This window comes from Massilia soli, assembly GCF_016809835.1.
GTDB classification, from domain to species: Bacteria; Pseudomonadota; Gammaproteobacteria; order Burkholderiales; family Burkholderiaceae_D; genus Telluria_A; species Telluria_A soli.
Window position 1 is genome coordinate 346,790 of record NZ_JAFBIL020000005.1, and the last position, 13,628, is coordinate 360,417.

14 protein-coding genes are annotated in these 13,628 nt (G+C 62.5%); 4 read left to right on the plus strand and 10 right to left on the minus strand.

The genetic code is table 11. The annotated features are described in order from the left end of the window. Position 1: 1 nt before the first annotated feature. From gluQRS to I4X03_RS14270, 3 genes are all read right to left on the minus strand, one after another. Positions 2-901, minus strand: coding sequence for a tRNA glutamyl-Q(34) synthetase GluQRS (gene gluQRS / locus I4X03_RS14260; RefSeq protein ID WP_223468899.1), 900 nt, complete (start codon positions 899-901; stop codon positions 2-4). Between the two features lie 39 nt (positions 902-940). Further along, complete coding sequence (locus I4X03_RS14265) at positions 941-1,444, minus strand: nuclear transport factor 2 family protein (RefSeq protein ID WP_223468900.1); 504 nt, start codon at positions 1,442-1,444, stop codon at positions 941-943. Between the two features lie 132 nt (positions 1,445-1,576). Continuing rightward, on the minus strand, positions 1,577-3,193 hold the full coding sequence (locus I4X03_RS14270) for a S8 family serine peptidase (protein WP_223468901.1): 1,617 nt from the start codon (positions 3,191-3,193) through the stop codon (positions 1,577-1,579). A gap of 322 nt (positions 3,194-3,515) precedes the next feature. On the opposite strand from I4X03_RS14270, the gene I4X03_RS14275 reads away from it, so the two are divergent. Continuing rightward, positions 3,516-4,301 (plus strand): substrate-binding periplasmic protein, encoded by a 786-nt coding sequence (locus tag I4X03_RS14275; RefSeq protein ID WP_223468902.1) that lies wholly within the window; start codon positions 3,516-3,518, stop codon positions 4,299-4,301. 97 nt (positions 4,302-4,398) lie between these two features. Here I4X03_RS14275 and I4X03_RS14280 read toward each other — a convergent pair whose 3' ends face one another. The 7 genes from I4X03_RS14280 to I4X03_RS14310 form a co-directional block, all read right to left on the minus strand. After that, the gene (locus I4X03_RS14280) at positions 4,399-5,703 is read right to left on the minus strand and encodes a citrate synthase (protein WP_223468903.1); all 1,305 of its coding nucleotides are present in this window, start codon (positions 5,701-5,703) and stop codon (positions 4,399-4,401) included. A 67-nt stretch (positions 5,704-5,770) separates the two neighbouring features. Continuing rightward, positions 5,771-6,052: an FAD assembly factor SdhE gene (locus I4X03_RS14285; protein WP_223468904.1), complete on the minus strand. Its 282-nt coding sequence runs from the start codon at positions 6,050-6,052 to the stop codon at positions 5,771-5,773. Positions 6,053-6,213: 161 nt separating this feature from the next. Further along, positions 6,214-6,924 carry a succinate dehydrogenase iron-sulfur subunit gene (locus I4X03_RS14290; protein WP_223468905.1) on the minus strand — a complete coding sequence of 237 codons (711 nt, stop codon included), beginning with the start codon at positions 6,922-6,924 and terminating at the stop codon, positions 6,214-6,216. Between the two features lie 10 nt (positions 6,925-6,934). Further along, positions 6,935-8,713 (minus strand): succinate dehydrogenase flavoprotein subunit, encoded by a 1,779-nt coding sequence (sdhA, locus tag I4X03_RS14295; protein WP_223468906.1) that lies wholly within the window; start codon positions 8,711-8,713, stop codon positions 6,935-6,937. A 2-nt stretch (positions 8,714-8,715) separates the two neighbouring features. Further along, a complete protein-coding gene (gene sdhD / locus I4X03_RS14300; protein WP_223468907.1) occupies positions 8,716-9,081 on the minus strand; it encodes a succinate dehydrogenase, hydrophobic membrane anchor protein in 366 nt (121 codons plus the stop codon). Further along, positions 9,081-9,503 (minus strand): succinate dehydrogenase, cytochrome b556 subunit, encoded by a 423-nt coding sequence (gene sdhC / locus I4X03_RS14305; protein ID WP_223468908.1) that lies wholly within the window; start codon positions 9,501-9,503, stop codon positions 9,081-9,083. Before sdhC ends, sdhD begins: the two co-directional genes overlap by 1 nt. 343 nt (positions 9,504-9,846) lie before the next feature. Next, entirely contained in the window at positions 9,847-10,641 is a 795-nt protein-coding gene (locus I4X03_RS14310) for a GntR family transcriptional regulator (RefSeq protein WP_223468909.1), read from the minus strand. 267 nt (positions 10,642-10,908) lie between these two features. On the opposite strand from I4X03_RS14310, the gene I4X03_RS14315 reads away from it, so the two are divergent. From I4X03_RS14315 to I4X03_RS14325, 3 genes are all read left to right on the plus strand, one after another. Continuing rightward, positions 10,909-11,901 carry a malate dehydrogenase gene (locus I4X03_RS14315; RefSeq protein ID WP_223468910.1) on the plus strand — a complete coding sequence of 331 codons (993 nt, stop codon included), beginning with the start codon at positions 10,909-10,911 and terminating at the stop codon, positions 11,899-11,901. A 112-nt stretch (positions 11,902-12,013) separates the two neighbouring features. Continuing rightward, positions 12,014-13,012: an HpcH/HpaI aldolase/citrate lyase family protein gene (locus I4X03_RS14320; protein WP_223468911.1), complete on the plus strand. Its 999-nt coding sequence runs from the start codon at positions 12,014-12,016 to the stop codon at positions 13,010-13,012. Positions 13,013-13,023: 11 nt separating this feature from the next. Next, the gene (locus tag I4X03_RS14325) at positions 13,024-13,614 is read left to right on the plus strand and encodes a hypothetical protein (protein ID WP_307735368.1); all 591 of its coding nucleotides are present in this window, start codon (positions 13,024-13,026) and stop codon (positions 13,612-13,614) included. Positions 13,615-13,628: the final 14 nt, after the last annotated feature.

The window sequence follows — 13,628 nt, forward strand, 5'->3', positions numbered from 1 at the left end:
CCTAGGTGGCGCCGCGTTGCCTGAGCAGCGCATCCCAGGCAGGGACGGCAGCTTGCCAGAACTGGCTGACGCTTGCGGCTGGCACCGGCGCCAGGCCGAGGTAGATGGCGGCTTGCTGCAACACCGCCAGCGCCGCCGGCTCGTCGCCAGCCGCCACCGCCACCGCGCCGGTTTGCTTGGACAGCTTCTCGCCCTGGGCGTTGCGCACGACAGGCACGTGCAGGTAGCGCGGGCTCGGCACACCGAGCAGCCGCTGCAGGTAGATCTGGCGCGCGGTCGAGTCGATCAGGTCGGTGCCGCGCACGATATCGGTGACGCCCTGTTCGGCGTCGTCAACCACGACGGCAAGCTGGTAGGCCCAGTAGCCGTCGCCGCGCTTGAGGACAAAGTCACCCGACTCGCTGGCCAGGTGCTGGGTGATGGTGCCGGCAAACCGGTCGGTAAACGAGATGGTGTCGTCCTGCTCGCCGGCGTCGGGCACGCGCACGCGCAGGCTGCGCCCGGTGCGCCCTTCGGCCAGGCCATCGCGGCAGGTGCCGGGATAGATGGCCGAGCCATCGGGCGCGATGCCCAGGCGCGAATCGGCGATTTCGCGGCGGTTGCAGCCGCAGGGGAAAGTGTGCGCGGCGATGCTGTCGGCCGCGGCCTGATACAGCTGCTTGCGCGCGCTTTGCCAGACCACGTCGCCATCGGAACGCATGCCCAGCGACGCGAGCACCTGCAAGATGTCTTCGGCGGCCCCAGGTACGCTGCGGCCTTCGTCGACATCCTCGATGCGCACCAGCCAGCGGCCATGGTGGGCGCGCGCGTCGAGGTAGCTGGCCACGGCCGCCACCACCGACCCCGCGTGCAGCGGGCCGGTCGGCGATGGGGCGAAGCGGCCTGTATAGTTGCTGGGCATCGTTGCTGCGTTGGCTGTCGCTGGGCTGACCGGTCCGGCTTATTTCGCCGACATGGCTGCCGGCTGCGCCTCGAAGTCCTTGATGGTCTTGGTGACCTTGTCGGCGACGTCGTTGGGCACGGCAATCGATAGCTGGTAGTGCTGGATTTCAAAACCCTTGTCGGTCTTGCGGATCACGCCGCTGGCCTGGCACACGCCCATCTGGGTATCGAGCAGTTCGTCGAACCAGATGAACTTCTGGTCTTCGGACATGTAGACGTTGCGCTTGGTCGCCTTGAACGCCCATGCCGACTTGCGCTCAAAAAAGCGCTTGGCCCAGGTCTTGAATGCGTCGCGGTTCCACAGTTCGGTCTTGTCGGTGCCGATGTAGACGCCGTCCTTCGCCATCTTGTCGAAGTAAGCCAGGCGCGCGTTGGCCGCATCGTCATGCCACTCGTCGATGAACGCGTTGACCCTGGCGCGGGTCTCGGCCTGATCCGAAGGCGCCGCGGAGGCGGACAAGGCAAACAAGGCCATGCAGGCCGCCAGAATAAAGTTCTTCATTTTCTTCCTGTCGTGGTGGGGCGCGCCGCGCCGGGCACACTGCGCAGGCGATTGTACACAATGCTGCCAGGTTTGGAGGCCAATGCAAAAAGGGCTGCCGAAGCAGCCCTTTGTCCGGCAATTGCCGCAAGCTTAGTTGTTGCAACCCATCGTGGCGATGCGGTCGTAGGCAGCCTTCGCCTGTACCAGGCCATGGCCGTACTTGACGTCACGGCCCGGGGTTCCCAGGTCTTGCGCCGACTTGGCCAGCGTGCTGCGGATCTGCGACGCGGTGCAGCTTGGGAAGTAGCTCCACACCAGGCCAGCGACCGCGGCGACGTGTGGCGTTGCCATCGAGGTGCCGTTGAAGTAAGCGTAGTTACCGGCCTTGACCGTGACGGTCGCAGCCTGGCCCAGCTGGGCCAGCATCGACGTGCCTTCCGCCAGCGATGCCGCCACCGACGGAATCGACGTGACGGTGGTGCCCAGGGTTGGGCTCAGGGCGCCTGCGACATTGTTAAACAGCACTGCGCCGACGCCGCCGGATGCCTGGCAGTTGGCAACTTTAGCGCCGAAGGCGATCGCGCCGCGCTTGATCAGGCAAACCTTGCCCGCCATCGCAGGATTGATGGTGTCGCCAATGCCGAAGTCAGCCAATGGCGCGGTGGCCGTGCCGTACGGCGAACCAGTGACGGAACCGACCGCGTAGGCGCTGGTACCGACATTCAGCGCGACGATCAGCGCGCTGCCCATCGGTACGGTCGACAGTACCTGTACGCCAGGCGCCGACAGTTCGACCTTCGGGTTGAAGTTCGAGAAGCTTGCCCAGTTCTTGTCGCTGTCGAGCGCGCCAACCGAGACCACGCTCTGGTAGCCCGCTGGCCAGCGTGGCGCTTCGGTGCCGGCGTTGCTCGACGCGGCCACCGACAGGATGCCCTTGGCTGCGAGCGCGTCGAATGCCGCCTGTTCGGTGGCGCTAGGCTCAGGACCGCTCAGCGACATGCTGATGATGTTGGCGCCGGCGGCGCCGCACTTGTTTGCTGCATCGGCCAGCTCGGACGAATACGCCCAGCCTTCGGCGCCGAATACCTTGACGATATGCAGGCGCAGCTGGCGGTTAGGGATCACGCCCACGACGCCAACGCCGTTGTTGTTGACTGCGGCGATAGTGCCCGCCACGTGGGTACCGTGGCTGTTCTCGTCGGTGTACCACCAGCCGGTGCCTGAATCGAATTCGCCGGTGACGGTGCCGTTGTTGTTCAGATCTTCGTGGCTGCGGTCATAGCCCGAATCGATAATGCAGATCTTGCGGTTGCCGGTCTTGGCGCCGCCGTTTGGCAGCTGGTCGGCCTGTACCATGCCGATGCCGTAAGGGACATCCTGGCCGAGGTAGTAGCTCTTGCCCGACGCCGGGTTGGCTGCGGCGCTGCGCTCGGTGGCGCTGGTGTACTCAGGGCTCATTTCCATCGACGGCAGGTAGCGCGGCGGATCGATCTCGACGTACGACACATTCTTGTCGGCGCGCAGGGCCTCAACGGCAGCGTCAGGCAATTCGACCGACATGGCATTCATGCCATTGATTTTGCGTTTCACGTTGCCACGTGCGCGGATGACGGCTGCGCTGGCATCGGTGTCGGCGCCGGCCTTGAAGCCGACGATGTAGCGGGCCGGCGGCGCTGCGCTGGCGGCGCTGGAGGCCAGGCCAAGCACGGCGGCGGAGCACAGCATGGCAATGGTGCGAATTGGGAGTGCGGTAATCTTGTGGTTCATTTGTCTCGTTTCCAATCTCATTATAGGTATGTGTTTTAACTTGATTCGCGCCGTCCCGGAGGGTATCTCGTGGATGAACCGAACTCAGCGACAAACGATCCTAATTCGTACCGCATGGCATCGTCAACAACATTTGGCGACATTTCAGATGATTTTTTTGAAAGTTGATACAGGTCGCCGACATGCTTGACACTGCCTTAAAAACTCGCATCCTGGTGACCCATCGATGGAAAATTTGTAGTTGCCACATGCACCCTTCGCGCGACTATAATTGCCGGTCTCCTCTATTGCTGAGCAAATGCGCCCTCCCCATTTTTCGTTGATGCTCGCCCTGGCATTCGCCGCCGGCCACGCCGCGGCCGCGTGCCCTTCGGTGCGCCTGGGCTACGTCGACCATCACCGCGCACCCTATTTCCTGGGTACCGGCAGCGACGAGGCCAAGCCGGCTGGCGCTGCCGTCGACCTGGTGCGCGAGGCGGCGTCTGCTGCGGGGTGCAAGGTCACCGTGGTACGCCTGCCGCAAGCGCGGCTGCGCAACGCGCTCAAGACCGGCGACATCGATGCCATGGCGATGGAGGCGGTCGATGCCGACCGCGACCTGTATGCGCTGCCGCTGGATGCGGCGGGCAAACTCGACCAGGGCAAGGCGCTGCGCGTGCAGATGGTCGTGTTCGTCCGCGCCAACGACAGCGCGCTGCGCAATATCGACCCGGCGCGCGAGTTCGGCCAGCGCTGGATGGGCAGCAATTACGCCGCGCCCCAGGTGGCGCTGTTGCGCAAGGCGGGCTTCAAGGTCGATGACGGCGCGCTCGATCCGGAACGCAATTTTGAAAAGCTGATGCGTAACCGGATCGATGGCTATGCGGTGTCGCTGGCGTCGCCAGGAGATTTGGATAACTGGATCGCCTCCAGGTTCGGCAATGCGATCGTGCGGCTTGAGCGCCCGCTCCAGACCAACTACATCTGGCTCGCCATGAGCAAGGACTTTCAGGCGCGCAACCCTGAGCGGGTGAACGCCATGTGGGGCTGGATGGCACAGCAAGGCCGCCAGCGGTTCGCCCGGCTGGTCAGGAAATACGACAAGCAGCTGGCGGGTACCGGAAGCTAAGCGGGCTTCCGGCGGCGGTCATTCGGCGGATGCGCCCTACCGTGCCGATGGCGAAAAAAAAGCGAGCCGAGGCTCGCTTTTTTTGATCGCGCAATGCTTACTTGCGCTTGTCCATGGCTGGCACGTCGCGTGCCGGCGAACCGATGAACAGCTGGCGCGGACGGCCGATCTTCTGTTCCGGGTCGGCGATCATTTCGTTCCACTGGGCGATCCAGCCGATCGTGCGCGCCATCGCGAAGATGCCGGTAAACAGCGACACTGGAATGCCCAGCGCCGATTGCACGATGCCCGAGTAGAAGTCGACGTTCGGGTACAGCTTGCGCGATACGAAGTACTCGTCTTCCAGCGCGATTTTTTCCAGCGCCATGGCCAGCTTGAACAGCGGGTCGTCCTGCAGGCCCAGCTCTTCCAGCACTTCGTGGCAGGTCTCGCGCATCAGCTTGGCGCGCGGGTCGAAGTTCTTGTAGACGCGGTGACCGAAGCCCATCAGCTTGACGCCGGAGTTCTTGTCCTTCACCTTTTCGATGAACGCAGGAATGTTCTCGACGGTGCCGATTTCCTTCAGCATGTTCAGTGCCGCTTCGTTGGCGCCGCCGTGGGCAGGGCCCCACAGGCAGGCGATACCTGCTGCGATACAGGCGAACGGGTTGGCGCCCGACGAACCGGCCAGGCGGACGGTCGAGGTCGAAGCGTTCTGCTCGTGGTCTGCGTGCAGGATCAGGATGCGGTCCAGCGCGCGCACCAGCACGTCGTTGACGACGTACTCTTCGCATGGATTGCCGAACATCATGCGCATGAAGTTGGCGCTGTACGACAGGTCGTTGCGTGGGTACACGAACGGCTGGCCGACGGTATACTTGTAGGCCATCGCGACCAGCGTCGGGAGCTTGGCGATCAGGCGGATCGCCGATACTTCGCGGTGATGCGGGTCGTTGATGTCGAGCGAGTCGTGGTAGAACGACGCCAGGGCGCCGACGGTGCCGACCAGCACCGACATCGGGTGCGCGTCGCGGCGGAAGCCGCGGAAGAAGAATTGCATCTGCTCGTGGACCATCGTGTGCTTGGTCACGGTGTCCGAGAACTTCTGGTTCTGGGCCGCGTTCGGCAGTTCGCCGTTCAGCAGCAGGTAGCAGGTTTCCAGGAAGTCGCAGTTGACCGCCAGTTGCTCGATCGGGTAGCCGCGGTACAGCAGCTCGCCCTTGTCGCCGTCGATGTAGGTGATCGACGAGTTGCAGGCGGCGGTCGACATGAAGCCTGGGTCGTAGGTGAATTTGCCGGTCTGGCCGTACAGCTTGCGGATGTCGATGACGTCCGGACCTACCGTACCTTTGTAGATCGGCATGTCGATGGCTGGGCTGCCATCGGAGAACGACAGGGTGGCTTTGTTATCAGAGATGTTCATGGCACTTCCTTCTTGGGAGGTGAGTCTTCAAAATAAAATCGGTCGAAACGTCTTCCGTGCGGCGACCCTATGCCTGGCGCAGGCGTTCCAGCAGCGCGCGCACGTGCGGCACGTCGAGCTCGCCTTCGGGCTCTTTGCGCGCCAGCAGCAGGTCCAGCAGCGGATTGTCCGCCAGGTCCAGCAAGCGGGTCAGCGCATCGACGTCCTCGTCGCTGAGCGTTTCCTCATGTTTGTCGAGGAAGCGCGTCAGCACCAGGTCGTTTTCAAGCAGTCCGCGGCGGCTGCGCCAGCGCAGGCGGGCACGGTTCGCGGGATCGGATTGATGCGTTGTCACACTAGAACCTGTCATTGGGTCAACACTATACTCCGCCCGCCGGGATTAGGCAGTACGGTACTACTACTGTATTGCTGAGCTACGTCGTTCCCGCGAAGGCGGGAACCCATAGTGCGCTGATGAGATCGGCTCAGTATAGGTTTCCGCTTGCGCGGGAACGACGTGTTAGCGGCGCTTTATACAGCGCGGCGAACCATCAGTTCCTTGATCTTGCCGATGGCCTTGTTCGGGTTCAGACCCTTAGGGCAGACATCGACGCAGTTCATGATCGAGTGGCAGCGGAACAGGCGGTACGGATCTTCCAGGTTGTCCAGGCGGTCGCCGGTGGCTTCGTCGCGGCTGTCGGCGATGAAGCGGTAGGCTTGCAGCAAGCCGGCCGGGCCGACGAACTTGTCCGGATTCCACCAGAACGACGGGCACGACGTCGAGCAGCAGGCGCACAGGATGCACTCGTACAGGCCGTCGAGCTCTTCGCGCTCGGTCGGGGTCTGCAGGCGCTCTTTTTCCGGCGGGATCGATTCGTTGATCAGGAACGGCTTGATCGAATCGTACTGCTTGAAGAACTGCGTCATGTCGACGATCAGGTCGCGGATCACCGGCAAGCCAGGCAGCGGACGCAGCACGATCGGCTGGGTCAGCTCGTTCAGGTTGGTGGTGCAGGCCAGGCCGTTCTTGCCGTTGATGTTCATCGCGTCCGAACCGCAAACGCCTTCGCGGCACGAGCGGCGCAGGCTGAGCGTGTCGTCGACGTCCGACTTGATGCGCTGCAGCGCGTCGAGCAGCATCTTGTCGGTGTCTTGCAGTTCTACCGTGACGTCCTGCATGTACGGCTTGGCGTCCTTGTCCGGATCGTAACGGTAGATCTTGAGTTGTACTGTGCGTGTCATGTTTGTTGCCTTAGAAAGTACGTGCTTTTGGCTTGAAGGTATCAACCGTCAATGGCTTGGTGACCACGGCCTTGTAATCGAGGCGGTTGCCTTCCGAGTACCACAGGGTGTGCTTCATCCACACTTCGTCGTCGCGCTGCTGGAAGTCGCTGTGCGCGTGGGCGCCGCGCGATTCCTTGCGCGCCTGGGCCGAGACGATGGTGGCCTTGGCCGTTTCGATCAGGTTGTCCAGTTCGAGCGCTTCGACGCGCGCGGTGTTGAAGACCTTCGACTTGTCCTTGTACGAGACGTGCTTGCGGCGCTCGTCGAGGACCATGATCTCTTTCACGCCCTGGGTCAGCAGTTCGTCGGTACGGAACACGCCGCAGTACTTCTGCATCGTGGCGCGGATGTCGTTGGCGACGCCCTGCACTTTTTCCGAGCCGGTCGAGGTCTCGAGGCGGTTGATGCGGTCCATCGCGTACTCGGACGCGTCTTTCGGCAGTGCCTTGTTCGAGCGCGCCTTCAGGTTCGACTGCACCACGTGGTTGCCGGCGGCGCGGCCGAACACGATCAGGTCGAGCAGCGAGTTGGTGCCCAGGCGGTTGGCGCCGTGCACCGAGACGCAGGCGCATTCGCCGATCGCGTACAGGCCATTGACGATCTTCTGCGAGCCGTCGGCGCTTGGCGCGACAACCTGGCCGTAGATGTTGGTCGGGATGCCGCCCATCTGGTAGTGAATCGTCGGCACGACAGGAATCGGTTCCTTGGTGGCGTCGACGTTGGCGAACTTGTGGCCGATTTCGAGAATCGACGGCAGGCGCTTTTCAATGGTCTCGGCGCCGATGTGGCGCAGGTCCAGCAGCACGTGGTCCTTGTTCGGACCGCAGCCGCGGCCTTCCTTGATTTCCTGGTCCATCGAGCGCGACACGAAGTCGCGCGGCGCCAGGTCTTTCAGGGTAGGCGCATAGCGCTCCATGAAGCGTTCGCCATTGCTGTTGATGAGGATACCGCCCTCGCCGCGCACGCCTTCGGTGATCAATACGCCCGCGCCGGCCACGCCGGTCGGGTGGAACTGCCAGAACTCCATGTCCTGCAGCGGCAGGCCGGCGCGTGCCGCCATGCCCATGCCGTCGCCGGTGTTGATGAAGGCGTTGGTCGATGCGGCAAAGATGCGGCCTGCGCCGCCGGTGGCGAAGATGGTGGTCTTCGCTTCGAGGATCATGCACTCGCCGGTTTCCATTTCAAGCGCAACCACGCCAACCACGTCGCCTTCGGCGTCGCGGATGATGTCGATCGCCATCCATTCGACGAAGAAGTGGGTACGGGCGCGCACGTTGCGCTGGTACAGCGTGTGCAGCAGCGCGTGGCCGGTGCGGTCAGCCGCCGCGCAGGCGCGCTGGACTGGCTTCTCGCCGAAGTTGGCGGTGTGGCCGCCAAACGGGCGCTGGTAAATGGTGCCATCTGGATTGCGGTCGAACGGCATGCCGAAGTGTTCCAGCTCGTACACGACTTTCGGGGCTTCGCGGCACATGAATTCGATCGCATCCTGGTCGCCCAGGTAGTCGCCACCCTTGACGGTGTCGAACATGTGCCAGTACCAGTCGTCCTCGCTCATGTTGCCGAGGGACGCGCCGATGCCGCCCTGCGCCGCCACGGTGTGCGAACGGGTTGGGAAGACTTTCGACAGCACGGCCACGTTCAGGCCGGCTTCAGCCAGCTGCAGCGATGCGCGCATGCCGGAGCCGCCGGCGCCGACGATAACCGCGTCGAAGCGACGGGTAGGGATTGCAGTTTTAATTGCTGCCACGATTACACACTCCAGAGAATTTGCACGGTCCAGGCCGCGCAGGCCACCAGCCACAGGATGGTGCCGATTTGCAGTGCCAGGCGGATGCCGACTGGCTTGACGTAGTCCATCCAGATGTCGCGCATGCCGACCCACGCGTGGTAGAACAGCGCGGCGAAGGTGACGAGCGAGAACAGCTTGAACCACTGCTGGGCGAACAGGCCAGCCCAGCCTTCATAGGTGAAATTCTGGCCGGTCAGGAAGGCGACCAGCAGGACGACGGTGTACACCGCCATGACGATCGCGGTCACGCGCTGCGCCATCCAGTCTTTCCAGCCATAGCCGGCGCCGACGACGAGGCGCTTTGGTCCGATATTATTGTTAGCCATCAAAATACTCCAAACAATTTAAGGCCGCACAGCACGGTCAGCACGAGGGTGACGGCGATGACGCTGACAGCGGACTGGCGCGACGAATCCTTCTCGATGCCCCAGTGGATGTCCATGAACAGGTGGCGCACGCCGGCGCAGAAGTGCTGCAGGTAGGACCAGATCAGGCCCAGCAGGACCAGCTTGGCGAGCGGGTGTTCGAGGATGCCGGCGATCCGCGCGAACGTCATCTCCGAGCTGATCGACAACTGCAGCAGGTACAGTACGAACGGCAGCAGCAGGAACATGGCTGCGCCGCTGATGCGGTGCAGGATCGACACAATGCCTGCCGGCGGCAAGCGGTAGTTCATCAAATCGGTAACATGAATGTTACGGAATTGCGGCCGCTCTTTTTTTGGAACTTCTTTCACGGCTTCGGACATACAGACCTCCCCTTAAAACAAACTGAATAAGTAACCCGCAATTTTCGCCGATTTCACTGACCGGACCAATATCTAAATTTCAAGATGCAGCAAAAGCAACGAGAACGCACGCATCCCCTGCTAAGTTCCGCCGAACAACGTATCTTAACCGCAACGCATGGGGTTTGCTGGCTGCGACCCGGTTTTCTGATCGGCGAACCCGCCGCGCCACCCGCACCGCCGTCATTCCCGCGAAAGCGGGAATCACCGCCGTCATTCCCGCGAAAGCGGGAATCCATGGCACGTTCAACCAGAGTCAGCATGGGTTCCCGCTTTCGCGGGAATGACGGTTTTTAGTTAGCGATTACGACAATTCGTTCTGGTAATGATGCTGCGAGGTCAGATATAGCCCCCGGCGCAGCTCCACCGCCTTGTCTCCGTAGGTAAACGACACCCGCTCGGCGCACAGCAGCGGCGTGCCCTCAAGCACATGCAGGAACTCGGCGGCGCTGGCGTCGGCCGCGACCGCGCGGATCTTTTCGGTCGCGCGGATCATCCGGGTGCCGAATTCCGACTCGAACAGGCCATACATTGGACCCTTGTACTCCACCAGGCGTTCAGCGGTCAGCCCCTTGAACAGCAGCCCGGGCAGCCACAATTCTTCCAGGATGGTCGGCGCGCCCTCGAACGACTGCACCCGCTTGATATAGACCACCGCGTCGCCGCTCTTGAGGTCGAGCAGGCGCGCGACCTCGGCCGGCGCGCGCATGCGCTTGACTTCGATGATCTTGTTGTCGGGATGATGGGGCACGCCTTCGTCGGGCATCAGCCGCAGGAAGCGGAAGTGAGCGCGCGCTTCATGGTGGGTGGACACGAAGGTGCCCTTGCCCTGCCGGCGCATGACCAGGTTTTCGGCCGCCAGCTCGTCGATCGCCTTGCGTACAGTGCCCTGGCTGACCTTGAAACGGCCGGCCAGCTCCACTTCGCTGGGGATCATCTCGCCCGGCTTCCATTCGCCCGACTGCAGGCTTTGGGTGATCAGGGCCTTGATTTGCTGGTACAGCGGGCTGAAGGTGGGTGAACCGCCCGTGCCATTCCCGCCCGCGCCTGATCCAGACGGTGCGCCACTGTTGTTCGAATTCGACGAGACTGGGTTCATAGACCACGATTTCACCACAAAAGGGCATATCCGTCCAGCATCAACGGCCGGAGTTTTCTGTCTTATATAAGACATATGATATGAATTGACAGAAGCCCCCTGCCCGCCTACACTCGCGATCGATTCCGGCTTGCGCGCGCGTCAGAACTTCAACACGCTGCTGCGCCTGGCCGGGTTGCGGGTGCGCGGTTTTGGTATGATTGCACTTTTGCTGAACCGGCGTATCCTCAGCTTCGACCGTTTTCTTTCTCACTTTGGAGATTCACCATGGCTAAGACCCCAATGCGCGTTGCTGTCACCGGCGCCGCCGGCCAGATCGGCTACTCCCTGCTGTTCCGCATCGCCAACGGCGACATGCTGGGCAAGGACCAGCCGGTCATCCTGCAACTGCTGGAAATCGCTGACGAAAAAGCACAGAAAGCGCTCAAGGGCGTCATGATGGAAATCGACGACTGCGCATTCCCGCTGCTGGCCGGCATGACCGCGCACTCGGACCCGATGACCGCGTTCAAGGATGCCGATTTCGCCCTGCTGGTTGGCGCGCGTCCACGCGGCCCGGGCATGGAGCGCAAGGACCTGCTGGAAGCCAACGCGCAGATCTTCACCGTGCAGGGCAAGGCGCTCGACGCCGTCGCTTCGCGCAACGTCAAGGTCCTGGTGGTGGGCAACCCAGCCAACACCAACGCCTACATCGCCATGAAATCGGCGCCATCGCTGCCGGCCAAGAACTTCACCGCCATGCTGCGCCTGGACCACAACCGCGCGCTGTCGCAGGTTGCAGCCAAGACCGGCAAGCCGGTATCGTCGATCGAAAAGCTGGCCGTCTGGGGCAACCACTCGCCGACCATGTACGCCGACTACCGTTTCGCGACCATCGACGGCGCATCGGTCAAGGACATGATCAACGACGACGCATGGAACCGCGACACCTTCCTGCCAACCGTCGGCAAGCGCGGCGCAGCGATCATCGAAGCGCGCGGCCTGTCGTCGGCAGCATCTGCAGCCAACGCGGCGATCGACCACATGCACGACTGGCACATCGGCACCAACGGCAAGTGGACCACGATGGGTATCCCGTCGGACGGTTCGTACGGCATCCCGCAAGACACCATGTTCGGCTTCCCTGTCACCGTTGAAAACGGCGAATACAAGATCGTGCAAGGCCTGGCCATCGACGAGTTCTCGCAAGAGCGCATCAACCTCACGCTCAAGGAACTGACCGAAGAGCGCGAAGGCGTTGCACACCTGCTGAAGGCGTAAGCCAACCCCGCGTCGTTCCCGCGCAGGCGGGAACCTATACCTTGCCGGCGCTGCCGCCTGAGGTTTGGGTTCCCGCTTTCGCGGTATCGATGCTAGCAAGAGAAGAAATACCATGCACCCATCCGAGGTTTTATTCCAGGGAAAACGCCAGCCCCTGCTGCTCCCAGCCTGCGATCATTATTGCGGCACCGAGAAGCTGATGGTCAAGTCGATGGCCCTGCAACAAGAGCTTGGCCCCCTGTTCGACATCACGTTCGACTGCGAAGACGGCGCCGCCTCCGGCGACGAGCCGGCGCACGCCCAGCTGGTCGTGCGCCTGCTTAACGACGAAGGCAACCGCTTCAACCGCATCGGCGTGCGCGTGCACGATGTCGCCAGCCCGTTCTTCGAGGGCGACATCGCCGTCATCGTCGGCGGCGCCGCGGCGCGCCTGGCCTACGTCGTGCTGCCGAAAATCGACAGCACCGCCGACGTGATGCGCGCGATTGACCTGATCAACCAGCACGCCGCCAAGGCCGGCCGCACCGACCTGCCGGTACACGTGCTGATCGAAACCCATGGCGCGCTGCGCGACGCCTACAACATCGCCGCCCTGCCGCAGGTCGAATGCCTGTCGTTTGGCATCATGGACTTCGTCTCGGCCCACTACGGCGCCATTCCGGGCGCCGCGATGCGCACGCCCGGCCAGTTCACCCACCCGCTGGTGGTACGCGCCAAGCTGGAGATGGTTGCGGCATGTCATGCGCACGGCAAGGTTGCGTCGCATAATGTGACCACCGAAATTCGCGATACTGCGGTGGTGGCCAACGACGCCCAGCGCGCCGCCGCGGAATTCGGGTTCACGCGCATGTGGAGCATCCACCCTGACCAGATCAAGCCGATCATCAAGGCATTCACCCCGCGCCTGTCCGAAGTAAATGACGCCACCAACATCCTGACGGAAGCGATCAACGCAAATTGGGGACCAATTGCGCAACAAGGGCGCTTGCATGACAGAGCCAGCTACCGATACTATTGGACAGTTCTCCAGCGCGCACGCCTCGCTGGACTTGGGCTGCCCGACGCAGCCGCCGCCCTTCTCGGCCAAGACCCACACACGGAACCTACCTGATGCCAAAATTAATGCGTGAACTTTTCGTTGCCTGCGGCCTGGCCCTCGCAACTGCCACCCTGTGCATGCCGGCCGTGGCCGCCGAACCGGCCAAAAAGCCGGTCAAGGCGAAAGCCAAATCGAGCAAGAAAAGCACCGAAAAGCACCCAAAAGCAGTCGACGTGCTGCCGGATGAGCCGGAACCAGATGTTTCCAACGCCACCACCACCGACTACGCTTGTGAACTGAACAACAAAGTCACGATCTATCACAACGACATCGACCCGGCCCACATCGCGCTGCGCTGGAAAAAGCGCGTGCACCGCCTCGACCGCATTGGCACCACGACCGGCGCGCTGCGCTTCGAGAATGTGCGCTATGGCCTGGTCTGGATCGGCATTCCGGCCAAAGGCATGCTGCTCGACTCGAAGCTGAACCGTCAGCTGGCCAACGAATGCAAGAGCGAAGACCAGTCCAAAAAGGAATTGGCCGATGCCCAGGCAGCCGTTGAAAAAGCCGCCGCGGACGCAGCAGCAGCAGCAGCAGCAGCAGCAACAGCAACAGCAACAGCCGAAACAGCACCAACCACGACAGCGCAGCAAGCCGTTGCACCGACCAAATAACTAAGTAATAACAA